Genomic DNA, 22,161 nt, shown 5'->3' with positions numbered 1-22,161 from the left:
GCGCTCGCATGTGAAACTGCCCGTCGATGATCTGCGACTGGGATATGGTCCGTACTCATGGCCACACCGTCGCGGACCCAGCCGCCACCGCCGGCGCGCGGAACCTCCGTCGCCCTGCTGCTGGTGGCCGTGTGCCTCGTCGCGGCGAATATGCGACCGGCGATCACCGGGCTGGGACCGCTCATCGATCAGATCGGCACCGACACCGGGATGTCCGTTGGCACCCTCGGCGTCCTCGCGGCCGTGCCGCTGGTCGCGTGGGCACTGTTCTCGCCCGTCGCCCACACGCTGAGCCGCCGCTTCGGGCAGCCGCGCGTGCTGCTCGGATCGCTCATCGTGCTACTGGCGGGCACGCTCGTGCGGTCGCTCCCCGGCGTGAGCGACGGACTGGGCGAGATCGTCTGCCTGTGGATCGGCACAGCGGTCATCGGCGTCGGCATCGCGATCATCAACGTGCTGATGCCCGCGATCGTCAAGCGCGAGTTCCCGGCACGCGTGGCGGTGATCACCGCGCTCTACACCGCGCTGCTCGCCGGATTCGGCGCGGTCTCGTCGGGCGTCGTCGTACCGATCTCGCACATCGAGCTGGGCGGCGATCCCGCCGGATGGCGCTTCGCGCTGCTGGTGACCGGCATCGGCCTGCTGCCGTTCGCGATCGTCGCGTGGTGGCTCGCGCACCGGGGCCCCCACCACGCCCACACCCGCGCGCCAGAGCACCGCGGCCGCACCGGCATCTGGACCGACCCGGTCGCCTGGCTCGTCGCCGCGTATATGGGGCTGCAGTCGGCGATGTTCTACATGCTGGTGACGTGGCTCGCCACCATCTCGATGGCGACCGGCCGGTCTGAGGTGCTCGCCGGCGTGGACGTCATGGTCTACCAGCTGCTGTCGCTGGCCGGTTCGGTATCGCTACCGTTCATCCTGCGCGGCCGGATCGAGCGCTTCGCACCTGCGCTCATCCCTTCGCTCGCGATCGTGGGCACCGTCGGCCTCATGCTCGCCCCCGGCGCGATCTCGGTCTGGGTCGTGCTGCTCGGGCTGTCCTCGGGCTCGACTCTCGCGATGTCGCTGACCCTCATGGCCCAGCGGGCCCGCGACCACGATGCGTCCAGCGCCCTGTCGGGCATGTCGCAGTCGGTCGGCTATCTGATCGCCGCGCTCGGCCCGGTGACGTTCGGCGCGCTCCATGCGCTGACGGACGGGTGGATCGCTTCGCTCTCGCTGCTGCTCGTGGTGCTGGTGCTGCTGACGATCGTCGGGGTGTTCGCCGGCCGTCCCCGCTTCGTCCTCGACCCGTCACGCTGACCCACCGCACCGAGCCGTCCACGCACCGAACCGTCTACCTTTGTGCGAGCCGTCTACGTTCGTGCGGCCGCATCTAGGCGGCTCGGCCGAATGTAGGCGGCTCGGCGGGCGCGGGCGGGCGGGCGAGGGGAGGTCAGACGATCTCGGGGGCCCAGGCCAGCTTGCGCAGCATCGGAGCCAGTGCCGCGATCTCAGACGCGTCCAGGCGCGCGAGGAACTCGCCGTCGGCGCGCTCGGCAGCCGACTTGGCGCGGCGGTACAGCGTCTTGCCGGCAGCGGTCGCCACGACCACTTTCGCGCGCCGGTCGTTCGGGTCGGGCTCGCGGCGCACCAGGTCGCGCGATTCGAGGTGATCGACGACCGCGACGATCTGACTCGGGTCGAGCCGGAGGAAGTCCGACAGCTCGCGCTGAGATGGACGCGTGTCGGCGGCCGCGATCGCGAGCACCGAGTACTGGCGCACGCGCAGCCCGTGCTCGGCCAGCGCGGCGTGCACACCGGCGAGCGAGACCGCGTTGGCGCGGGCGAGGACGAAGCTCAGATCATGGCCGACCGGCGACTGCCACAGCCGGTCGTCCGCCGAGGCAGGCATCACCGGCGCGCGCCTTCCCGTCGTCTTCGGCATGACCCTCATCCTAGGGCAGTTGATTGAGGAGGGAAACCATTGACATTTTCAACTATGTGGTCTTCAATGAGGGACAACACCTGAAGGAGTAATCATGAGCCTCGACGGCAAAGTCGCCATCGTCACCGGATCGGGCCGCGGCCTGGGCCTCGCCTATGCGCAGGAACTCGCCCGCCAGGGCGCGTCGGTCGTGATCAACGACGTCGATGAGGCCACCGCGGCCGAGGCCGTGGCATCCATCACCTCGACCGGCGGCAAGGCCGTCGCCGTGGTCGCGCCGGTAGGCCCCACCGAGACCGCGAAGCAGCTCGTGCAGACCGCGGTCGACAGCTACGGACGCCTGGACATCCTGGTCACCAACGCCGGTGTGCTGCGCGACACCGTGCTGTGGAAGATGAGCGACGAAGACTTCGACACCGTCATCAACGTGCACCTGCGCGGCACGTTCACCACCGTCCGCGAGGCCGCGACCTACATGCGCGAGAACCAGATCCCCGGCCGCATCATCGCGATCGGCTCTCCCACCGGCCAGCGCGGCAACTTCGGCCAGACCAACTACGCCGCCGCCAAAGCCGGCATCGTGGGCATGGTCCGCACCTGGGCCCTCGAGCTCAAGAAGGCCGGCATCACCGCCAACGCGGTCATCCCGGTCGCCGCCACCGCGATGACCGCCACCGTCCCCTACTTCGCCGCCGCGGTCGAAGCCGACGAAAAGGGCGAGCCCATGCCCGCCTTCTTCCGCCACGACCTCGGGTTCGGCACCGCCGCCGACGTCGCCGGGGTCATCGCCTACCTCGCGTCCGATGCCGCGGCATCCATCACCGGACAGGCCATCGGCGTGGGCGGCGACCGCATCCAGGTGTGGACCCACCCCGAGGCCGCCGTCACCGAGTATCACGACGGCGGCTGGTCCTACGAGGCCCTCTCCACCGACGGCACCGTGCTCACCGACAACCTGCAGTCGATCGGCGAGAAGTTCCCGCCGCTGCCCGACGAGCTCCAGCGTCCCGCGCCGGGCGCCTGATCCATCACCCGCCTCGAACCGGACCGACGATGACCCGCTACGAACCCGCGATCGACCTCGACGCCCTCACCGCGATCGACGTGCACGTGCACGTCGAAGTCGACGGCCACGGCCACTCATCGCTGCCGGCGGATCTGACCGAGGCCGCATCGAAGTACTTCTCGGCCGACGGGCCGCGTCCCGACCTCGACAGCATCGCCGCGTATTACCGCGAGCGGCGGATGGCGGCGGTCGTGTTCACGGTCGACGCGCAGACCCAGCTGGAGCATCCGCCGGTCTCGAGCGCAGAGATCGCCGACGGTGCCGCGCGCAACAACGACGTGCTGATCCCGTTCGGGTCGGTCGATCCGCGTCGCACCGATGCCGCGGATCGCATGCGCCGGCTCCTCGACGAGAGCGGCGTGCGCGGGTTCAAGTTCCACCCCACCGTGCAGGGCTTCGACCCGAGCGATGAGCAGCACTACCCGCTGTACTCCGTGATGCAGGATGCCGGTGTCGTCGCACTGTTCCACACGGGGCAGACCGGTATCGGCGCGGGCCTGCCCGGCGGCCGCGGGTTCCGCCTGGGTCTGTCCAACCCGATGCTGCTCGACGGCGTCGCCGCCGACTTTCCGGATCTGCAGATCATCATGGCGCACCCGTCGGTGCCGTGGCAGGACGAGGCGCTGTCGGTCGCGACCCACAAGCACAACACGTGGATCGACCTGTCGGGCTGGAGCCCCAAGTACTTCCCGGAGTCGCTCGTCCGCGCAGCGAACTCGTATCTGAAGACCCGCGTGCTGTTCGGCTCGGACTTCCCGCTGCTCATGCCCGACCGCTGGCAGCGCGACGCCGAGGCCGCCGAGCTGTTCAAGCCCGAGGTCCTCCCCGGCATCCTCAAGGACAACGCCGCCCGTCTGCTCGGACTTCGGAGGGCGTGATGGCCCTCGCGATCAGTGATGCCATCGGGCTCGACCCGTACGGCTACGCGCAGACGCACCTGAGCGAGGCCGCGCAGCGCACGCTCGCCGGGCTGGCTGCGACGCTCGAGCGCGATGTGAAGCCTCTGCTCCGGGACGCCTGGGAGACCGCGACCATGCCGGACGCGGTCCTTGCCGCCCTGATCCCTCTGAGCCTGATGGAGCCCGGCGGCGTCTCGCCCGACGAGGCGGCGTCGACCATGTTCAGCGGGTTCCGCAACTACGTGCTGGCGCGCACCGACGTCTCGGTCGCGACGCTCTACAACGCGCAGTCCGGGCTCTTCCGCGCGGCCGTGAGGTTCGGCGGCTCCGCCGAACAGGCCGCCGAGCTCGACCCGCAGATCCGCTCGTTCGCGCTCACCGGGGTGTTCGCGCTGACCGAGCCCGAGCACGGGTCGGACATCGCCGGGGGCCTGGCGACCACCGCGCGCCGTGACGGTGACGAGTGGGTCATCGACGGTCAGAAGCGCTGGATCGGGGGCGCTTCCACGGCCGACAGGCTTGCGATCTTCGCCCGCGACGTCGCCGACGGCGAGGTCAAGCTCTTCCTGGTCGACCGCACCGCCGACGGCGTGACCCTCGAGACGATCACCGGCAAAGTGGCGCTGCGCCCGATGCAGAACTCCGTGATCACCCTGAACGGGGCGCGGGTCGCCGACGCGTGGCGCATGCAGAACGTGAACTCGTGGCGCGACGTGTCGCGGATCCTCCGCACGATGCGCTCGGACGTCGCGTGGATCGCGGCGGGGCTCCAGGCCGGCGCCCTCGAAGCCGCCGTGCGCTACGTGCGCGGCCGCGAGCAGTTCGGCCGGCCGATCGGCGGATTCCAGCTCGTGCAGGAGAAGCTCGCCCGCATGCTCGGCAACGCGGTCGCGTCGCTCGGCATGGCCGTGCAGCTGTCGGTGCGCCAGGATGCCGGGGACTTCGACGACACCAACTCCGCACTCGCGAAGATGACCACCTCGCTGATGGCACGCGAGACCGTGGCGCTGGGTCGCGAGGTGCTCGGCGGCAACGGCATCCTCCTCGAGCACGACGTGGCCCGCTTCTTCGCCGACACCGAAGCCGTGTACTCCTACGAAGGCACCCACGAGATCAACTCCCTCATCGTCGGACGGGCCCTCACCGGCACGTCTGCATTCGTCTGAACGAAAGGCAACCATGACCATCACCGCCGCATACGCCGACGCCGCCGGACTCGCCGGCACCGACCTGGGCTTCACCGACTGGACCGAGGTCACGCAGGACCGCGTGAACCTGTTCGCGGACGCGACCGACGACCACCAGTGGATCCATGTCGACCCCGAGCGCGCCAAGGACGGCCCGTTCGGCGGAGCGATCGCGCACGGCTTCCTGTCTCTCTCGCTCACGGTCAAGTTCTGGTCGGAGCTGTTCGACCTCGAGGGCGTCACCACGAAGGTCAACTACGGCCTCGACAAGGTCCGCTTCGTCTCGCCGGTGAAGGTCGGCGCGCGCGTGCGCGGCGGCGCCGTCATCGCCGAGGTCACCGAGGTGCCCGGCGGCTACCAGTTCACCGTCGACCAGACCATCGAGATCGAGGGCGGCAGCAAGCCCGCCGTCGTCGCCCGCGGCCTGTACCGCTTCTACGCCTGACGCGGCGCACCCGCCGCACCCGCACAACTGAACACCGTCCATAGCAATCACGGCAGTTACGAAGGAGTCACTGAACCATGTCACGCATCCGATTCACCGGGCTGGCGGCCATCGCCGTCACCGGTGCGCTTCTACTCACCGCCTGCACGTCAGGCTCGCCGAGCGGCGACCCGGACCCCACCGGCGACACCGGCAACGGCACCGACGAGCTCACCTCGATCAACGTCGGCCTGCTCGCGATCGCCCCGTCGGCCGCCGTCACCTACGGCATCGACGAGGGCATCTTCGAGAAGCACGGCCTCGATGTCGAGGTGACCATCCAGGAGGGCGGCGCCGCCATGCTGCCGGCGGTCTCGACCGGCCAGCTCGACTTCGGCGTCGGCAACCCGCTGTCGGTGCTGGTGGCCTCCAGCCAGGGCGTCGACGTGCGCGTCGCGACGGGCTATTCGTTCTCGCTGGAGGAAGGCGACGACATCAACGCCGTCGTCACGCGTGCCGGCGACGGCATCGACAACTGGTCCGACCTCGAGGGCAAGCGCGTGTCGGTCAACGCCGTCAACACGCAGGGCGACCTCACCATCATGGAGTCTGTGGCCAAGGACGGCGGCGACCCCGAAGCGGTCGACTTCATCGAGATCGGATTCGCGGACGCCCTTGCCCAGCTCGACGGCAACAACGTCGACGCGGTGTGGATCCCCGAGCCGTTCCTGTCGGCCGCGATCGCCGACCCGTCGAAGTACTCGGTGCTCGGCTACCCGAACCAGAACACCATCCCGGGTCTGCCCACGATGGTCACGTTCACGTCGGGTGCCGTCGCAGAAGACACGGACACGCTGGAGAAGTGGCGCGCCGCCCTCACCGAGACCCTCGACGCCGCAAGCGCCGACCGCGAAGGCCTGGCCGCCGCGATCGCCGAACTGACCCCGCTGCCCGAGGCCGCGGCGATGGACCTGCGCCTGGAGCGCCTGTCGGCCGAACTCGATCCGCAGCTGCTCATCGACCTGAGCGCACTCGCCCTGAAGTACGACTTCATCGACAGCGAGCCCGACCTCGACACGGTCATCATCCCGTAACCGGGTCCGAGAGGGGTGGATGCCGGCATCCACCCCTCTCCACCGAACCACTGCCACCCGAACAGCTACTGCAACGAGGCACACCCATGGACAACCTGGGACTGGGCACCTGGATCTCACGCCGTCGCGCGAAGTCGCACGGCGACACCGCGGTGATCTCCGCCGAGCGCACCCTGCGCTATGAGGAGTTCGCCGACCGCATCGCGCGACTGTCGAACGTTCTCGCCGACCGCGGCATCGCCAAGGGCGACCGCGTGGTCTACCTCGGCAACAACCACCCCGACTTCCTCACGACGTTCTTCGCGTGCGGCGCGCTCGGCGCGATCTTCGTCCCGCTGAACACCCGCCTGGCCCCCCGCGAACTCGAGTACATGATCGAGGACTCGGGGGCGGCCTTCCTCATCACGCATCACTCCGTGCGCGACCTCGCTCGGGCTGCGGCGTGGTCGAGCGGGATCACCCACCGCCTCGTCGTCGACGGGCCGGCGGAACTGCCCGCGGTGGAAGCATTCGACGACGTCCTCGCGGCGGCCTCTCCCGAACTTCGCGTCGCGCGGGTCGACTTCGACGACCCCGCGATGATCCTCTACACCTCAGGCACGACCGGGCGCCCGAAGGGCGCGGTGCTCACGCACGGCAACCTCACCTGGAACTCGATCAACGCGCTCGTCGACTACGACGTCACCTCTGACGACGTGGCGCTGCTGATCGCCCCGCTCTTCCACGTCGCCTCGCTCAGCATGGGGGCCCTGCCCACTCTGCTCAAGGGCGGCACCATCGTGCTGCACGACAAGTTCGACCCCGGCGCGGTGCTCATCGCCGTCGAGACCCACGGCGTCACGAGCCTGTCGGGCGTGCCGACCACCTTCCAAATGCTCGCGGAGCACCCTGCCTGGGACTCGACGGATCTGTCCACCGTCCGCAAGCTCACCTGCGGCGGCTCGAGCGTTCCACTGCGGGTCACCGAGGCGTACGAGAAGCGCGGTCTGAGTTTCTCGTCGGGCTACGGGATGACCGAGACCGCCCCCGGCGCGACCGCCCTGCCGTACCGCAAGGCGCGGGAGCACGTCGGCTCGTCGGGCCTGGCCCACTTCTTCACCGACGTGCGCATCGTCGGGCCCGACCTGCAGCCGCTGCCGGCGGGGGAGACCGGTGAGATCGAGATCAGCGGACCGAACGTGATCAGGCGATACTGGAACAGGCCCGATGCCACGCGCGATGCCTATGACGGCGAGTGGTTCCGGTCCGGTGACATCGGATGCCTCGACGAGGAGGGCTATCTCATCGTGAGCGACCGGCTCAAGGACATGATCATCTCCGGCGGCGAGAACATCTACCCCGCCGAGGTCGAGCAGCTCATCATGGAGCTGCCGCAGATCGAATCGGTGGCCGTCATCGGCGTGCCCGATCAGCGCTGGGGCGAAGTGCCGGTGGCCGTGGCCGTCAAGCGCAGTGAGATCGCCGCCGATGCGGTGCTGAAGCATCTGACCGGGCGCATCGCGAAGTACAAGGCCCCCAAGGCCGTCGCGTTCGTCGACGAGCTGCCGCGGACGGCGAGCGGCAAGATCCGCAAGGCCGACCTCAGAGAGCGGTATTCATCGCTCGACGCGGTCACCGCGACAGAGGTGACGGGATGAGCGACACCACCATCACCCGCACGGTCGCGGTGGCGAGCGCGCGGCGTCGCCGGCGGAAGTTCCGGCCGCGCCGGATGCTGCTCGGGGCCGCCGGCGTGCTCACCTTTCTGCTGATCTGGGAGATCGCGTCCCGCACGGGCATCGTCGATCCGACCTACCTGCCGCCGGCATCCGTCGTCCTGGTCACGATGGTGCAGAACGCGGCGCTGACCGGCTTCTGGGTGGCGGTCGGACAGACCCTCACTTCGTGGGGGCTGGGCATGCTGCTGGCGCTCGTGCTGGCGCTGCCCCTGGGCATCGTGATCGGGTTGTCGCCGTTCCTGCAGAAGGCGACGCGCACGACCATCGAGTTCCTGCGGCCGATCCCGTCGGTGGGCCTGATCCCACTGGCGGTGCTGATCTTCGCGGTGCCGCTGCAGCAGAGCCTGCTCATCATCACCTACGGGGCGTTCTGGCAGATCTTCATCCAGGTGATGTACGGGGTCGCCGATGTCGACACCGTGGCGATGAACACCGCCCGCAGCTTCGGCTTCTCGTGGTGGCAGCGGGTGCGCGATGTCGTCTTCCCGACGATGCTGCCGTTCCTGCTCACCGGTGTGCGGCTGGCGGCGGCGGTCGCACTGATCCTGGCCGTGACCGCGGAGCTGGTGATCGGCACGCCGGGCCTGGGCAACCAGATCGCACTGTCGCGCAACGTCGGGCTCTACGCGTCGACCTACGCGCTCGTCCTCGCGACGGGCCTGCTGGGCCTGGTCATCAACGTCGGCGTGCGGCTGCTCGAACGACGCCTGCTGGGCTGGCACCAGTCGGTGCGCGGGGAGGCGATCGTATGAAGAAGCTTCTCATCGCCGCCGCGTACGCGCTCGGGCTGCCGGCGATCCTCATCTTCCTGTGGTGGCTGCTCAGCCTGGGCACGACGAGCATCTTCGTCCCCAAGCCCGGGGAGCTGGTCGCCGAGTTCTTCGAGACCTGGGTGGGCGAGCGCTTCTTCAGCGACGTGCTGCCTTCGCTGGGCCGTTTCGCGGTCGGCACCGGGGTCGCGATCGTCGCAGGTACCCTGCTGGGCATCCTCATCGGCCTCAGCCGCGACCTGCGCGCGTTCACCGAGCCGATCTTCGAGTTCTTCCGCGCGATCCCCCCACCCGTTCTGATTCCGATCTTCGGACTGCTGATCGGCGTCGACGACAACATGAAGGTCGTCGTGATCGCCGCGGGCGCCATCTGGCCGGTGCTGCTGAACACGATCGAGGGCGTGCGCGCCACCGACTCGGTGCAGACCGAGACCAGCCGCTCGTACGGCATCCACGGGTTCTCGCGGGTGCGCTACCAGGTGCTGCCCTCCGCCGCCCCGCAGATCCTCGCAGGCGTGCGGCAGGCTCTGCCGATCGGCATCATCCTGATGGTCATCAGCGAGATGTTCTTCTCGTCATCGGGCCTGGGCTTTTCCATCATCCAGTTCCAGCGGAGGTTCGCGATCCCCGAGATGTGGTCGGGCATCCTCATGCTGGGACTGATCGGCATCGCGGTCTCGGTGATCTTCACGTTCGTCGAACGTCGCATCCTCCGCTGGTACTACGGACTGAAGGACATCGAAAATGCCTCTTGAGAACTCCCCCCTCGACGACGTCGTCGGCCGCGGGCGCACTCTCGCACCGGAAGACACCCTGCTCTCGGTGCGCGGACTGCAGAAGATCTACCACACCGACGGCGGCGACATCGAGGCCGTCCGCGACCTCACCTTCGACCTGGGCAAGAACGAGCTGACGTGCCTGGTGGGCCCCTCGGGCTCGGGCAAGACGACGCTGCTGAAGTGCATCGCCGGGCTGCTGGAGCCCACCAGCGGCGAAGTCGTGCTCGACGGCAAGAAGGTCACCGGGCCGCCCAAGAAGATGGCCGTCGTCTTCCAGGAGTACGGCCGGTCGCTGTTCCCCTGGCTGCGCGTCGCCGACAACGTCGAGCTGCCGCTGAAGAACGCGGGTGTGCCCAAGGCCCGGCGCAAGGAGCTCGTCGACGAGGCACTCGTCAACGTCGGCCTCGACCACGTGCCGCAGTCGTACCCCTGGCAGCTGTCGGGCGGAATGCAGCAGCGCGTCGCGATCGCGCGTGCCATCGCCTACCAGCCCGAGGTCCTGCTCATGGACGAGCCGTTCGCCGCGGTCGACGCGCAGACCCGCGCCGACCTCGAGGACCTGGTGCGCAGCGTCCGCAAGTCGCTCGGTCTGTCGGTGCTGTTCGTCACGCACGACATCGACGAGTCGGTGTACCTCGGCGAGCGCGTGATCATGCTCTCCAGCTCGCCCACCGTCGTGCAGGAGGATCTCGTGATCGACCTGCCCGCCGAACGCGACCAGCTCGAGACCCGGTCGATGCCGCGGTTCACCGAGCTGCGGCACCACGTGTACGAGCAGATCCAGCTGGCCAAGAAGGGGTTCCGGCCAGACGCCGCGGCGGCGCAGTGACGCAGCCCGCCGACACCGCCCGCCGCGACCCCCTCGGCGGCGGGCGCATCTTCGCCCTCGGGTTCGTGTCGATGACGGCGTCGCTGTCGACCGACATGTACCTGCCGTCCTTCCCGTCGATGGCCGACGACCTGGGCGCGGCGGCGTCGGCGGTGCAGCTGACCCTGACCGCGTTCCTGATCGGATCGGCGTTCGGCCAGCTCGTGATCGGCTCGATCTCGGACGCCCTGGGCCGGCGACGCACGCTCATCGTGGCGCTCTCGGTGTTCTCGGCGTGCGCGATCGGCGCCGCGCTGAGCCCGACGCTGTCGGTGCTCATCGCCGTCCGTGCCGTGCAAGGATTCGCCGGGGCCGCCGGGGCCGTGCTCTCGCGGGCGATCATCGCCGATCTCGTGTCGCACGAGCGGGCCGTCCGTGCCTTCAGCACGCTTTTCGTCATGATCGCACTGGGCCCGGCCATCGCCAGCCCGCTCGGGGCACTGCTCACCCAGTGGGGTGGATGGCGGGCGGCGCTGGGCGGACTGGCCGTGATCGGCATCGGGATGCTGGCGGTCGCCGTCATCGCGATCCCCGAGAGCCTGCCGCGCGAGAGCCGGCATCCATTCACCGTCGTAGCGCTGACCCGAAACATCGCGGGTCTGCTGCGCCGGCCGGTCTACGTGGGTTACGTCCTCGCATACGCGGCCGGCTACGCAGCGCTGATGACCTACATCAGCTCGTCGTCGTTCATCGTCCAGGACGCCCTGGGGCACACCGCGATCGTGTACGGTCTGACGTTCTCGGCGACGTCGGTCGCGGTGATGACCGGCGCCTGGCTCAACGGCCGCGTCGCCGTGCGCTGGGGCGCGCCGGCGACGCTGCAGGCTGCACAGCTGGTTGTGATCTGCGCGGCCGCAGCGCTGGCGGTGCTGGCACTGTCGAGCGCGCTCACCCTCACGACGTACCTGCCGTTGGCGTGCCTGTTCGCGATCGGCTGCGGCGCGGTGATGTCGAGCGCCTCGGCGCTCGCGGTGGGCCAGGCCGTCGGCGCCGCTGGGGCGGGATCGGCGCTGCTCGGCTTCGCGCAGTTCGTGTTCGGCGCTTTCGCCTCGCCCCTGGGCGGACTTGCCGGCACCTCGACGGCAGTGCCGGCCGCCATCACGATGACGTGCTTCGCCGCGGTCGGAATCGTCGCGGCCCGCTTCGCGCACGGCCGCGAACGCGCACGCTGAACCGCCGCCCGCTACCGCGGCGATAAGCCCCCGCACCCGCACCGCCCTACCCCCGCGCCGCCCTGCCCCCGCACCACCCTACCCCCGCGCCGCCCTGCCCCCGCACCGCCCTGATCGGCGAGAGAACAGCGCGGCGCCGAGAGAACGGATGTCACCCGTTCTCTCGTCCGCCAGTTGTTCTCTCGCGGGCCGGGCTCTTGTAATTACCTATCTCCATAGGTAATCTGGTGGGCGAGAGCGCGACGGAGCGCTCCGGAAGGGACTCGCCGTGGCATCCATCTCCCCCGCCCCCGATCGGGCGGCTGCTCTGCGTCTGATCGACGGCTTCTCGCTCGAGATGACGGGCAAAGACATCCCGGGACTTCAGGAGGCGGCATCCGTGATCCCGCAGGGCACGAAGATCAACGTGACCTTCCTCGGCAATGAAGACCTCGAAATGCGCGTCGCCGCCGCGAAGGCCGTGAAGGACCTCGGGTTCACCCCCGTGCCCCACATCTCCGCCCGCCGCATCGGCTCGCAGGGCCAGCTGGAGGAGTTCCTCGGCGCGCTGCGGGAGGTGGGCGCGACCGAGCACGTGTTCGCCGTCGGCGGTGACCCGGCCGAGCCCGAGGGACCATACCCCGACTCGCTCAGCGTGATCCGCACCGGCATCCTGCAGGACTACGGCGTGAAGGAGGTCTCGATCGCCGGGTACCCCGAGGGGCACCCCGACATCGCGGACGACGTGCTGTGGCGGCACCTCGAAGACAAGTCGACGGCCCTGAAAGAGCAGGGGCTGGATGCCGTGATCCTCACCCAGTTCGCGTTCGACACCGACCCGGTCACCGCGTGGATCCGCGCGGTCCGCGACCGCGGCATCGACACCCACATCCGGGTGGGCACCCCGGGACCAGCCGGGGTGAAGCGTCTCATCGGCTTCGCCCGCCGGTTCGGGGTGGGTGCGAACGCGATGATCGTAAAGAAGTACGGGTTCTCGCTGACCAACCTGATGGGCACCGCCGGCCCCGACCGGTTCGTGGGCGACCTGTCGAACCTGCTCGGCCAGGACCCGGCATCCGGTGACGTGTCGCTGCACTTCTACACCTTCGGCGGGTTGCTGGCCACCTCCGAGTGGGCCCGTGACTACGTCGACGCGAACTCCTGAGGCGGGCCCGATGACCGTCCACACCGCAGCGCTCCGCGATCACGCTTGCCTGATCGTGCACGGCCCCGACCAGCCCGGCATCGTCGCGGCCGTCACCGCGCTGGTCACCCGCAACCACGGCAACATCGTCACCCTCGACCAGTACTCGGACAACCCCGAAGGCGGCGCGTTCTTCCAGCGCGTCGTCTTCCACCGACAGGACCTCACCGCGGCGGTCCCCGAGATCGAGGCCGACCTGGCGGGGGCCCTGGGGCCGCTGGGCCTGGACTGGCGACTCACCGACCAGTCCGTCCCCAAGCGCATGGCGATCCTCGCCTCCACGTCCGACCACTGCCTGCTCGAACTGCTGTGGCGGCACCGCCGCGGCGAACTGCCGGTGACCGTGCCGATGGTGATCTCCAACCACACCAAGACCGCCGAAGACGTCCGCTCGTTCGGCATCCCGTTCTTCCACGTCCCCTCCGCCGGACCCGACAAGTCCGAGGCCGAGGCGAAGATCCTCGAACTGGTGCAGGGCAACGTCGACTTCATCGTCCTGGCCCGCTACATGCAGATCATCAGCGAGGACTTCCTCGACGCCGTCGGGGTGCCCGTCATCAACATCCACCACTCGTTCCTCCCCGCCTTCATCGGCGCCGCCCCGTACCGCAAGGCGAAGGAGCGCGGCGTGAAGCTCATCGGCGCGACCTCCCACTACGTGACGAAGGACCTCGATGAGGGCCCCATCATCGAGCAGGATGTCGCCCGCGTCGACCACGCACACTCCGCCGCCGACCTCCAAGCCCGCGGCGCCTACGTCGAACGCGCCGTACTCTCCCGCGCCGTGCAATGGCACGCCCAAGACCGCGTCATCCGGCACGGCAACCACACCATCGTCTTCAACTGACACCCCACCGAACACCGAACACCGAACAGAGAGGTTCCCCATGGCGAACAACCTTCAAGAGCTGCTCGATCAGACCAACCCGGTCGAGCTGCTGCGCAACTCGCAGATCGGCTCGTACATCTACCCGGTCGTGCCGGCCGACTTCCAGAACTGGATCAAGGAGCAGAAGGCCTGGCGCGACACCGCGGTGCTCTATGACCAGTCGCACCACATGGACAACGTGTTCTTGAACGGCTCGGACGCCATCAAGCTCATCAGCGACACGGCCATCAACTCGGTCGCGAACTTCGCCGTCAACAAGGCGAAGCAGTACGTGCCCACCACCTCGGGCGGCCACGTGATCGGCGACGGCATCCTGTTCCGCCAGGACGAGGACGAGTACGTCTACGTCGGCCGCGCCCCGGCATCCAACTGGCTCCTCTATCACGCCGAGACCGGCGGCTACTCGAACCTCGACATCTCGGTCGACCGTCGCTCGCCCTCGCGCCCGTACGGGCACGCGGTGTCGCGGCAGTACTACCGCTTCCAGATCCAGGGGCCGAACGCGTGGGCGGTCATCGAGAAGCTCAACGGCGGGCCGCTCGAGAAGATCGGGTTCTTCAACATGGCGACCATGAAGATCGCCGGCAAGGACGTGCGTACCCTGCGCCACGGCATGGCCGGTGCCCCGGGACTGGAGATCTGGGGCCCGTACGAGGATCACGATGCCATCTGGACCGCGGTCGTCGAGGCGGGCGCCGAGTTCGGCCTCGTGCCGGTCGGGTCGCGCGCCTACCCGTCGAACACGCTCGAGTCGGGCTGGATCCCCTCGCCGCTTCCGGCGATCTACTCGGGCGAGGCCGAGCGCGGCTACCGCGAGTGGCTCGGCGTCGACAGCTACGAGGCCACCGGCACCCTTGCCGGCTCGTTCGTCTCGGACAACATCGAGGACTACTACCTGACCCCGTGGGAGCTCGGCTACGGCAACTTCGTCAAGTTCGACCACGACTTCATCGGCCGCGACGCGCTCGAGAAGATCGACCCCGCCACGCAGCGCAAGAAGGTCACGCTCGCGTGGGATGCCGAAGACCTCGGCAAGGTCCTCGCCTCGCCGCTGAACGTCGACGGCCCGAACTACAAGTTCTTCGACCTGCCGCTGGCAAACTACGGCTCGGCGAACTACGACTCGGTGGTGGATGCCGACGGCAACGTCGTGGGCTTCTCGATGTTCACCGGGTACAGCGCGAACGAGCGGCGCGGCCTTTCGCTGGCGACGGTCGACCCCGATGTCCCCGAAGGCACCGAGCTCAAGGTCGTCTGGGGTGAGCCCAACGGCGGAACCTCGAAGGCCTCGGTCGAGCCGCACGAGCAGACCGAGGTCCGCGTCGTCGTCTCGCCGGTGCCGTACTCGACGGTCGCCCGCCAGACCTACCAGGGTGGCTGGCGCACCGGCTACAAGAACGACTGACCATCCGCCGATTCGAGGGGCCCGGGTTCTGCTCGGGCCCCTCGTTCTCGCTACGCTCTTCAGGCGGAAGGAGCCCCATGAGTCTGCGTTACGCCCTGCTGGCGATTCTGCGCGTCGGCCCACTGTCGGGCTACGACCTGCAGAAGCAGTTCTCGCAGTCGGTCGGCCATGTCTGGCACGCCCCCGACTCGCAGATCTATCCCGAGCTGCGCAAGATGGCCTCGCTCGGACTCATCGAGGGCGAAGAGCAGGCACGCGGCGAGCGCGGGACGCGGCGTGTCTACCATGTGACGGATGCCGGCAACGCGGCGTTCGAAGAATGGATGGCCTCGCCGCTGGACTACCAGCGCGTCCGCGACCCCGCGCATCTGCGGGCCGCGTACCTCGAGACGACGACCCCCGAGGCCGCGCGCGAGTTCCTGACACGCCACATCGCCGTCTGGGAAGACGAGCTGGCCCAGTTCCAGGGGCAGCTCGACGCCATCGAGCTGATGAGCAGCACGATGCTCTCCCGCCGCCTGTCGGTCACTCCGCCCGCCAACCGCGAACGCACGATCGCTTACAAGAGGTTCACGTACGAGGGCCTGGCCGAGCGCGCCCGCACCGAGATCGACTGGGCCCGGCGCGGCCTCGAGCTCGTCGATCGCATCGAGGGCTGAGGCCCGGCGCACACGAGCTCGTCGTCCGCGTCGAGCGCTGACCCCGCGCGCCTGGCCTCCACGCGTCTCTGACATCCCCTTGTTTCAGACTCTCCACTCAAAGTGGGCGCGAACGCCGGAAACTATCGCGGAGTTCCCGGCGGGGCGCCAACTGAGAATTCGCGCCCATCACATAGTGGGCGCGAACGCCGGAAACTATCGCGGAGTTCCCGGCCCGAGCGCCAACTGAAGCGCCTGACATCCCTTCTTCAGACTCTCCCACTCAAAGTGGGCGCAAACGCCGGAAACTCTCGCGGCGTTCCCGGCGGGGGCGCCAACTGAAGCGCGCGCCACGCCGCAACAGTTCAGTGGGCCATGCCGGCGAGCGCCTCGGGGTCGATGGTCGCGATGGACCGGGTGTCCTGGAACGCCCGCACGCCCTCGATGCCCTGCTCGCGCCCGAAGCCCGACGACTTCATGCCGCCGAACGGCGCCCGCAGGTCGAGCCGGGTCGCGCCGTGGTCGTTGACCCAGACGTAGCCGCAGACCAGCTGCGAGCCCACCCGCCGCGCGGCCTCGGGCGATGCGGTCCACACCGAGCCGCACAGTCCGCCCCAGGTGTCGTTCGCGAGCGCGACGGCTTCGTCCTCGTCATCGAAGGCGATCACCGGGATGACCGGACCGAACTGCTCCTGCGTCACGACGCGCAGCTGCGGGTCGGCGTCGACCACGAGTGCGGGGCGCACGAAGTTGCCGCCGGCCAGGTCACCACCGGGCAGTTCGCCGAACTCGCGGACGTCGGCGCCGGCATCCTTCGCCTCTTGGATGATCTCGTCCACGAACGCCTTCTGAGCGGGCTGGTGCAGGGGGCCCATCGTGGTGCCCTCGTCGAGCCCGTACCCGAGCGTGACCCGGTTCAGACGGGCCTCGAGGCCGGCGACCAGTTCGTCGCGCCGCGACCGGTGCACGAAGACGCGTTTGGCGTTCATGCAGATCTGACCGGTCGTGTCATAGATCGCGGCGAACAGCCGGTCGAGGTGCACGTCGTCGAGGATCGCATCCTCGAGGAATACCGCCGCGTCGTTGCCGCCGAGCTCCAGCGTCACCCGCGTGAGCGTGTGGGACGCCATCGCCATGATCCGCTTGCCGCCGTTGACGCTGCCGGTGAAGCACACCTTCGCCACGTCGGGGTTCTCGATGAGGCCCGCCATGTCCTCGTCACGCCCGGTGACCACGTTCAGCACCCCGGGCGGCAGCTTCTCGGCCACCCGCTGCACGACGCGCGTGGTCGCCAGCGGCGTCGAGGGCGGCGGCTTGACGATGACGGTGTTCCCGGCCAGCAGCGCGTGGGGCAGCGACGCCCCCAGGATCGCGATGGGCCAGTTGAACGGCACGATGATCGTCACCACGCCCAGTGGCTGATAGCTGACCGCGGTCGAAACGGGGATCGCGCCGGGGATCACCGGCAGCGTCTTGCCGGCATCCACCTCATCGGCGAGCATGAGCGCAAGATTCCAGCGGATCTCGAACACGAGCGCGTCGACCCAGCTCTCCATGCGGATCTTGCCGTTCTCCTGCGAGAGGATCGCCGCGTCGGTGTCTCGGTCGTCCGCGATGCCGGAGATCGCCTGCGCCATCTGTGCGGCGCGCTCGGCTGCGCCCAGTGCCGCCCACGCCGGGTAGGCCTGCGTCGCCGCCGCGACGGCATCCGCCACATCGGCGGGGGATGCCGCGGCCGCGTGGCCGACGGTCACGCCGGGCTTGCCGGGGTCGGCGACGGTGAGCGTGTCGGTCGTATGGCGCTCCTGGCCGCCGATGTAGAGGCCGGTTCGCACGCCGGTGTCTGCGCGGGTCGTGTCAGTCATGGGGCTCCTCCGTCGGGTCGTGCTCTCAGCGTGCCCCATCCGCGCGCGCCTCTCAAGAGTTGCGCCAAAATGATCACAGATCTCGTACACAATCGGTGCGGCGGCTTATCCTGGGGCGAGAACGCTCGGATGCACGCCGGAGGAGACGCGAATGTCGGATGCCACGCAGACGTCCACCCAGCCCGCCGCGGAAGACGGCTCGGCTGATCTCTCCCAGCACATCCGCGAGGCGATCATGCGCGGCGAGTTCGCCCCGCATCAGCGACTCATCGAAGCCGACCTGAGCGACCGGTTCGGTGCGAGCCGGGCCACCGTGCGCACTGCGCTGCTGCACCTGGCCGGCGAGGGCATCGTCGAACGGCTCCCCAACCGCGGCGCCCGGGTGCGGTCGATCACGATCGACGAGGCCGTGGAGATCGTCGAGGTGCGCATCGGGCTCGAGTCGCTGTGCGCGAGCAAGGCGGCCGAGCACCTCACCGACACGGCGGCCGACCAGCTGCGCGCCATCCGCCGCGATCTGGAGGATGCCGTCGGACGGGGCGATCTGATGGCCTACGCGAGCCTCAACCAGGAGATGGACCGGCAGATCCGCGAGCTCAGCGGCCACGCCACTGCGACCCAGCTGCTCGAGCGCCTGCGTGCGCAGTCGGCGCGGCACCAGTTCCGGCTGAGCTTCGTCGCCGGCCGGGCCGCGGTGTCACTCGGTGAGCACGTCGCGATCATCGACGGGGTGCTCGGCCGCGACCCTGAGGCCGCCGCCGCCGCGACGCGGGCGCATCTGCTCGGCATCATCGACGTGCTCCGCACACTCGACTGAGTTCCGGATGCCGCGTGGCGGCCGGCTCGCCGGGCGCCAGGGCCCGTCCGCGCCACACCTGCGGAAGCCGAGATCGCAGGACACGCCGTCCCGCGGCATCCATCACCGACGTTTCGTGCGATCCCGACCTGCGGGCCGCCCCTCGGCTGAGGTCGACCCGACCGGCCGCGGTGCGGCATCCACTGCCCACGGACGCCGGAGGGCGGCCCGCTCGCGCGAACCGCCCCCGAGGATCGATCGATCAGCCGAAGTTCTCGGCCGTCGCGTATCCCTTGCCGTTGTACTTCTGCACGACGACCTCCGACACCGCGGGGGTGCCGTCGGTGGTCGTGTCGATGGCCGCACCGGGCAGCATGAACGGCGCGTCGAAGTCGGAGATGCTGCGCAGGGCTTCCATGAAGCTCTCGCGCGTCGGCTCCTCCATCTTCGTGAACGCCTCTTCGAGCACGGATGCCCCGATCCAGCTCCACACGCAGTGCGGGAAGCCGGGGACACCGTCCTGGTTGGTGTACTCACCGAGTGCGTCGAGGAACGCGGCGCCCTCTTCGCTCTCCTGGAAGGCCGGGCTCGCGGCCGACTCGGAGAAGGCGACGGTGTAGATGCCGGGGAAGGCGGCGCCGCCACCGGGCTCGAGGATCGCCACCGGGCTGGACGTGTTCGACGGCAGGAACCAGCTGGGCAGCCAGCTCAGCTGCTGCGCCTTCTGCAGCGACGAGATCACCAGCGGCGTGATCGACATCGCGTTGAAGAACACGTCGGCGTCGGTGCCGGCCAGCTCGGTGAGCTGCGCGTCGACGCTCGTGTCGGTCGCCTCGTAGGTCAGCTCGCCGACCACCTCGATGTTGTCGGCGTCGCCGATGGCCTCCTTGAAGCCTTCGACGTAGCCGTCGCCGTAGTCGTCGTTCTGTGACAGGATCGCCACCTTGTGCGGCTCACCCGAGGCGACCAGCAGCTCACCGAACGCCGCGCCCTCCTGCATGTAGGTCGGCACGAGGCCGAGCTGCCACGGGCTCTCCTCCACATCGCTGAACAGCGGGTCGCCGGTCATGACGAGCACCTGCGGCACCTCTTCGTCGATCGCCGCTTCGCGCCAGGCGCGGTTGGTGGGCGTACCGAGGCCGATGCCGGCGGCGAACACGTCGTCGGCGACCATCTGCTGGAAGTTCGACAGCGCCTTCTGCGGGTCGTAGGTGTCGTCGTAGGTGGTGATCTCGATGGTGCGCGTCTTGCCGTCCCCGAACTCGATGCCGCCTTCGGCGTTCTTGACGCCGAAATAGGCGAGCGCGCCGTCGGCGGTGCAGTTGCCCGGGCCGGCCGTCGGACCGGTCAGCGGACTCGTGATGCCGAAGCTGAGCTCGGTGTCGGTGATGCCGGGGCTGGCCGTGACCTCGCCATCGTCGCCGGTGTCGCCGTCGTCACCGCCGCGCGCGCAGCCGGAGACGACGAGTGCGACAGCCGACGCCATAGCGACGATGCCGACGGCGCCTTTCACACTTCTGTGCATTCTCATGCCTGACCTTGCCTCTCTGTTTCTGGTCCCTCCGTCGTCGGTGCCGCGTCGCGGCTCGGGGGCGGAGTGGTCTGGGTGGATGCCGCGCCCGGCGTGCCGCGCCGGCGCAGCAGCCGACGGATGACGCGGGGCAGGGACACGATTCCGCCGGGCAGCACGAACAGCACGGCGACGAGGATGATGCCCTGGCTGATCGCGGTGATCGTCGGGTCGATCGCGTTGGTGACCTGCGGCACGAGCACGTAGTACGCACCGCCGATGAGAGAGCCGGCGATACTCGCCGCCCCGCCGACGACCATCGCCGCCAGCAGGCTGATCGAGTGATGGAAGCTCATGGTCTCGGGCGAGGTGTACTGCACGGCGACCATGTAGAGGAAGCCGCTCACGCCGCCGAAGATCGACGCGACGGTGAAGGCCATCACCTTGTAGCGGTAGGGCGAGATGCCCATGGACCGGGCGACCGACTCGTTGTCGCGCACGATGGCCATCGCCCGGCCGTACTTGCCGCGCACGAGGTTGAAGGCGAGTACGAAGGCGACGGCGGCGATGCCGACGACTATGTAGTACTGCCACTGGTCGTTGTCGAGGCCGGTCCACTCCGGCGCCGAGGAGAAGCGCGCGGACACGCCCTGCGACCCCCCGGTGAGGTCGGAGAGCCGCTTGGCCAGGGGTACGCCGATGATGGGCAGCGCGATGGTGACCATCGCGATCGCGAGTCCGCCCAGTCGTGCGGCGGCCAGCGCGATGATGAGGCCGAGGATGCCGGGGATGACACACGCCGCGAGGAAGACGACGACGACGTTCCAGTCGTTTCCGACGCCGTACGCGGTGACGTACGCGCCGACACCGAGGAAGAAGATCTGCCCGAGCATGACCTGCCCGGAGTAACCCATGATGATGTTGAGGCCCAGCACGGCGACGGCATAGACGCCGATCCGCGTGAGCGTCTGGTTCGCGAACACGGGCAGCACGAGCGGCAGGATCACGAGGATCGCCGCCACGACGACGCCGACCGCGAGCCGCACCCAGCCGTTCTGCAAGAGCTTTGTGACCTGGTTCATCAGACGCGCACCACGACCTTCCGCCCGAACAGGCCTTGGGGCCGCACCAGCAGCACGACGAACAGGATCAGGAACGGCACCGCGATCTTGAGGTCATGCCCGATGAAGGGCACGTACACGGCCGCGAGGTTCTCGAGCACGCCGATCCCCCAGGCCGCGACCACAGCCCCCATGGGACTGTTGAGGCCGCCGATGATGACGGCGGCGAGCGCGTAGACGAGGGCGGTGTCCATCATGCCGGGCGTCAGCGTCAGCTGCGGGGCCACGAGCGCGCCCGCGACGGCGCCGAGGGCGGCAGCCAGACCCCAGCCGACCATCAGGAGACGCCCGACCGGCAGCCCGGAGAGCGACGCCGACTGCGGGTTGACCGAGACCGCACGCAGTGCCAGGCCGAGCTTCGTGCCCAGGAACATGACCTGCAGCAGCACCATGATGGCGATGATCACCAGGGTGGTTCCGAGCGACCGGATGCTGATGACCGCACCGAAGATGTCGACCGTGGTCAGGGGGAACAGCGACGGGAACTGCCGGTTGTTGTAGCCCCACAGCCACCCGCAGATGCCGGTGAACAGCGTCAGCAGACCGATCGTGACGACGACCGCGGTGTCGGGGTCTCCCCCCTCGAACCTGCGGATCAGCAGGCGCTCCACGACCGCGCCGATGACGAAGGAGACCACGACCGACCCGAGGATCGCGAGGATCGTCGGCAGCCCCCAGCCCAGCAGCACGTACGCGATGTAGGCCGACAGCACCGCCATCGCACCCTGTGCGAAGTTGATGAGGCCCGTCGACTGGTTGACCAGCACGATCGCGAGGGCGAGGGCAGCGTAGATCGAGCCGAGCGAGAGCCCGTCCACGACCAATTGGATGAAGGTGTCCATGTCCG

Annotated in this window: 21 protein-coding genes; 16 read left to right on the top strand and 5 right to left on the bottom strand. The window is 68.9% G+C overall.

Annotation, left to right across the window (positions count from 1 at the left end):
- Window positions 1–57: 57 nt before the first annotated feature.
- Entirely contained in the window at window positions 58–1,305 is a 1,248-nt protein-coding gene (locus BKA10_RS13915) for a CynX/NimT family MFS transporter (RefSeq protein ID WP_241740144.1), read from the top strand.
- Between the two features lie 133 nt (window positions 1,306–1,438).
- On the opposite strand, the gene BKA10_RS13910 is transcribed toward BKA10_RS13915, so the two are convergent.
- Window positions 1,439–1,930 carry a MarR family winged helix-turn-helix transcriptional regulator gene (locus BKA10_RS13910; protein WP_241740145.1) on the bottom strand — a complete coding sequence of 164 codons (492 nt, stop codon included), beginning with the start codon at window positions 1,928–1,930 and terminating at the stop codon, window positions 1,439–1,441.
- Between the two features lie 94 nt (window positions 1,931–2,024).
- On the opposite strand from BKA10_RS13910, the gene BKA10_RS13905 reads away from it, so the two are divergent.
- The 14 genes from BKA10_RS13905 (at window position 2,025) to BKA10_RS13840 (ending at window position 16,043) form a co-directional block, all read left to right on the top strand.
- Window positions 2,025–2,954 carry an SDR family oxidoreductase gene (locus BKA10_RS13905; RefSeq protein WP_183500511.1) on the top strand — a complete coding sequence of 310 codons (930 nt, stop codon included), beginning with the start codon at window positions 2,025–2,027 and terminating at the stop codon, window positions 2,952–2,954.
- A gap of 29 nt (window positions 2,955–2,983) precedes the next feature.
- Window positions 2,984–3,874 (top strand): amidohydrolase family protein, encoded by an 891-nt coding sequence (locus BKA10_RS13900; protein WP_183500510.1) that lies wholly within the window; start codon window positions 2,984–2,986, stop codon window positions 3,872–3,874.
- Entirely contained in the window at window positions 3,874–5,061 is a 1,188-nt protein-coding gene (locus BKA10_RS13895) for an acyl-CoA dehydrogenase family protein (protein ID WP_183500509.1), read from the top strand. Before BKA10_RS13900 ends, BKA10_RS13895 begins: the two co-directional genes overlap by 1 nt.
- Before the next feature lie 13 nt (window positions 5,062–5,074).
- On the top strand, window positions 5,075–5,527 hold the full coding sequence (locus tag BKA10_RS13890) for a MaoC family dehydratase (RefSeq protein WP_183500508.1): 453 nt from the start codon (window positions 5,075–5,077) through the stop codon (window positions 5,525–5,527).
- Between the two features lie 77 nt (window positions 5,528–5,604).
- On the top strand, window positions 5,605–6,600 hold the full coding sequence (locus BKA10_RS13885; protein ID WP_183500507.1) for an ABC transporter substrate-binding protein: 996 nt from the start codon (window positions 5,605–5,607) through the stop codon (window positions 6,598–6,600).
- 86 nt (window positions 6,601–6,686) lie between these two features.
- Window positions 6,687–8,237, top strand: coding sequence for an acyl-CoA synthetase (locus BKA10_RS13880; protein ID WP_183500506.1), 1,551 nt, complete (start codon window positions 6,687–6,689; stop codon window positions 8,235–8,237).
- Entirely contained in the window at window positions 8,234–9,070 is an 837-nt protein-coding gene (locus BKA10_RS13875; RefSeq protein WP_183500505.1) for an ABC transporter permease, read from the top strand. The genes BKA10_RS13880 and BKA10_RS13875 overlap by 4 nt, the downstream gene beginning before the upstream one ends.
- Entirely contained in the window at window positions 9,067–9,843 is a 777-nt protein-coding gene (locus tag BKA10_RS13870; protein WP_183500504.1) for an ABC transporter permease, read from the top strand. The genes BKA10_RS13875 and BKA10_RS13870 overlap by 4 nt, the downstream gene beginning before the upstream one ends.
- Window positions 9,833–10,696 (top strand): ABC transporter ATP-binding protein, encoded by an 864-nt coding sequence (locus BKA10_RS13865; protein WP_183500503.1) that lies wholly within the window; start codon window positions 9,833–9,835, stop codon window positions 10,694–10,696. The genes BKA10_RS13870 and BKA10_RS13865 overlap by 11 nt, the downstream gene beginning before the upstream one ends.
- Window positions 10,693–11,907 carry a Bcr/CflA family efflux MFS transporter gene (locus tag BKA10_RS13860; protein ID WP_183500502.1) on the top strand — a complete coding sequence of 405 codons (1,215 nt, stop codon included), beginning with the start codon at window positions 10,693–10,695 and terminating at the stop codon, window positions 11,905–11,907. Before BKA10_RS13865 ends, BKA10_RS13860 begins: the two co-directional genes overlap by 4 nt.
- A 337-nt stretch (window positions 11,908–12,244) precedes the next feature.
- Window positions 12,245–13,051 (top strand): methylenetetrahydrofolate reductase, encoded by an 807-nt coding sequence (locus BKA10_RS13855; protein ID WP_183501220.1) that lies wholly within the window; start codon window positions 12,245–12,247, stop codon window positions 13,049–13,051.
- 10 nt (window positions 13,052–13,061) lie between these two features.
- Complete coding sequence (purU, locus tag BKA10_RS13850; RefSeq protein ID WP_183500501.1) at window positions 13,062–13,937, top strand: formyltetrahydrofolate deformylase; 876 nt, start codon at window positions 13,062–13,064, stop codon at window positions 13,935–13,937.
- 40 nt (window positions 13,938–13,977) lie between these two features.
- Window positions 13,978–15,384 carry a vanillate/3-O-methylgallate O-demethylase gene (gene ligM, locus BKA10_RS13845; protein ID WP_183500500.1) on the top strand — a complete coding sequence of 469 codons (1,407 nt, stop codon included), beginning with the start codon at window positions 13,978–13,980 and terminating at the stop codon, window positions 15,382–15,384.
- A 77-nt stretch (window positions 15,385–15,461) separates the two neighbouring features.
- Complete coding sequence (locus tag BKA10_RS13840) at window positions 15,462–16,043, top strand: PadR family transcriptional regulator (RefSeq protein WP_183500499.1); 582 nt, start codon at window positions 15,462–15,464, stop codon at window positions 16,041–16,043.
- A 344-nt stretch (window positions 16,044–16,387) separates the two neighbouring features.
- Here BKA10_RS13840 and BKA10_RS13835 read toward each other — a convergent pair whose 3' ends face one another.
- Window positions 16,388–17,887, bottom strand: a complete 1,500-nt coding sequence (locus BKA10_RS13835; RefSeq protein ID WP_183500498.1) for an aldehyde dehydrogenase family protein — start codon at window positions 17,885–17,887, stop codon at window positions 16,388–16,390.
- A gap of 151 nt (window positions 17,888–18,038) precedes the next feature.
- On the opposite strand from BKA10_RS13835, the gene BKA10_RS13830 reads away from it, so the two are divergent.
- A complete protein-coding gene (locus BKA10_RS13830) occupies window positions 18,039–18,704 on the top strand; it encodes a GntR family transcriptional regulator (RefSeq protein ID WP_183500497.1) in 666 nt (221 codons plus the stop codon).
- A 241-nt stretch (window positions 18,705–18,945) separates the two neighbouring features.
- Here BKA10_RS13830 and BKA10_RS13825 read toward each other — a convergent pair whose 3' ends face one another.
- From BKA10_RS13825 to BKA10_RS13815, 3 genes are read right to left on the bottom strand one after another with little or no spacing between them, the layout of a single operon-like run.
- The gene (locus BKA10_RS13825) at window positions 18,946–20,208 is read right to left on the bottom strand and encodes an ABC transporter substrate-binding protein (RefSeq protein WP_241740146.1); all 1,263 of its coding nucleotides are present in this window, start codon (window positions 20,206–20,208) and stop codon (window positions 18,946–18,948) included.
- 2 nt (window positions 20,209–20,210) lie between these two features.
- Window positions 20,211–21,275, bottom strand: coding sequence for a branched-chain amino acid ABC transporter permease (locus BKA10_RS13820; protein WP_183500495.1), 1,065 nt, complete (start codon window positions 21,273–21,275; stop codon window positions 20,211–20,213).
- Window positions 21,275–22,156, bottom strand: a complete 882-nt coding sequence (locus BKA10_RS13815; protein WP_183500494.1) for a branched-chain amino acid ABC transporter permease — start codon at window positions 22,154–22,156, stop codon at window positions 21,275–21,277. Before BKA10_RS13815 ends, BKA10_RS13820 begins: the two co-directional genes overlap by 1 nt.
- Between the last annotated feature and the right edge of the window lie 5 nt (window positions 22,157–22,161).

The organism is Microbacterium invictum (genome assembly GCF_014197265.1).
GTDB lineage: Bacteria > Actinomycetota > Actinomycetes > Actinomycetales > Microbacteriaceae > Microbacterium > Microbacterium invictum.
Note: the sequence above shows the minus strand (reverse complement) of the source record. Positions and strands in the feature narration are given on the sequence as shown.

What these genes read in the sequence shown, in the direction of transcription:
- BKA10_RS13915 (WP_241740144.1), top strand. Translation starts at nt 58, where the DNA reads ATGGCCACACCGTCGCGGACCCAGCCGCCACCGCCGGCGCGCGGAACC.
- BKA10_RS13910 (WP_241740145.1), bottom strand. Translation starts at nt 1,930, where the DNA reads ATGCCGAAGACGACGGGAAGGCGCGCGCCGGTGATGCCTGCCTCGGCG.
- BKA10_RS13905 (WP_183500511.1), top strand. Translation starts at nt 2,025, where the DNA reads ATGAGCCTCGACGGCAAAGTCGCCATCGTCACCGGATCGGGCCGCGGC.
- BKA10_RS13900 (WP_183500510.1), top strand. Translation starts at nt 2,984, where the DNA reads ATGACCCGCTACGAACCCGCGATCGACCTCGACGCCCTCACCGCGATC.
- BKA10_RS13895 (WP_183500509.1), top strand. Translation starts at nt 3,874, where the DNA reads ATGGCCCTCGCGATCAGTGATGCCATCGGGCTCGACCCGTACGGCTAC.
- BKA10_RS13890 (WP_183500508.1), top strand. Translation starts at nt 5,075, where the DNA reads ATGACCATCACCGCCGCATACGCCGACGCCGCCGGACTCGCCGGCACC.
- BKA10_RS13885 (WP_183500507.1), top strand. Translation starts at nt 5,605, where the DNA reads ATGTCACGCATCCGATTCACCGGGCTGGCGGCCATCGCCGTCACCGGT.
- BKA10_RS13880 (WP_183500506.1), top strand. Translation starts at nt 6,687, where the DNA reads ATGGACAACCTGGGACTGGGCACCTGGATCTCACGCCGTCGCGCGAAG.
- BKA10_RS13875 (WP_183500505.1), top strand. Translation starts at nt 8,234, where the DNA reads ATGAGCGACACCACCATCACCCGCACGGTCGCGGTGGCGAGCGCGCGG.
- BKA10_RS13870 (WP_183500504.1), top strand. Translation starts at nt 9,067, where the DNA reads ATGAAGAAGCTTCTCATCGCCGCCGCGTACGCGCTCGGGCTGCCGGCG.
- BKA10_RS13865 (WP_183500503.1), top strand. Translation starts at nt 9,833, where the DNA reads ATGCCTCTTGAGAACTCCCCCCTCGACGACGTCGTCGGCCGCGGGCGC.
- BKA10_RS13855 (WP_183501220.1), top strand. Translation starts at nt 12,245, where the DNA reads ATGACGGGCAAAGACATCCCGGGACTTCAGGAGGCGGCATCCGTGATC.
- purU (WP_183500501.1), top strand. Translation starts at nt 13,062, where the DNA reads ATGACCGTCCACACCGCAGCGCTCCGCGATCACGCTTGCCTGATCGTG.
- ligM (WP_183500500.1), top strand. Translation starts at nt 13,978, where the DNA reads ATGGCGAACAACCTTCAAGAGCTGCTCGATCAGACCAACCCGGTCGAG.
- BKA10_RS13840 (WP_183500499.1), top strand. Translation starts at nt 15,462, where the DNA reads ATGAGTCTGCGTTACGCCCTGCTGGCGATTCTGCGCGTCGGCCCACTG.
- BKA10_RS13835 (WP_183500498.1), bottom strand. Translation starts at nt 17,887, where the DNA reads ATGACTGACACGACCCGCGCAGACACCGGCGTGCGAACCGGCCTCTAC.
- BKA10_RS13830 (WP_183500497.1), top strand. Translation starts at nt 18,039, where the DNA reads ATGTCGGATGCCACGCAGACGTCCACCCAGCCCGCCGCGGAAGACGGC.
- BKA10_RS13825 (WP_241740146.1), bottom strand. Translation starts at nt 20,208, where the DNA reads ATGCACAGAAGTGTGAAAGGCGCCGTCGGCATCGTCGCTATGGCGTCG.
- BKA10_RS13820 (WP_183500495.1), bottom strand. Translation starts at nt 21,275, where the DNA reads ATGAACCAGGTCACAAAGCTCTTGCAGAACGGCTGGGTGCGGCTCGCG.
- BKA10_RS13815 (WP_183500494.1), bottom strand. Translation starts at nt 22,156, where the DNA reads ATGGACACCTTCATCCAATTGGTCGTGGACGGGCTCTCGCTCGGCTCG.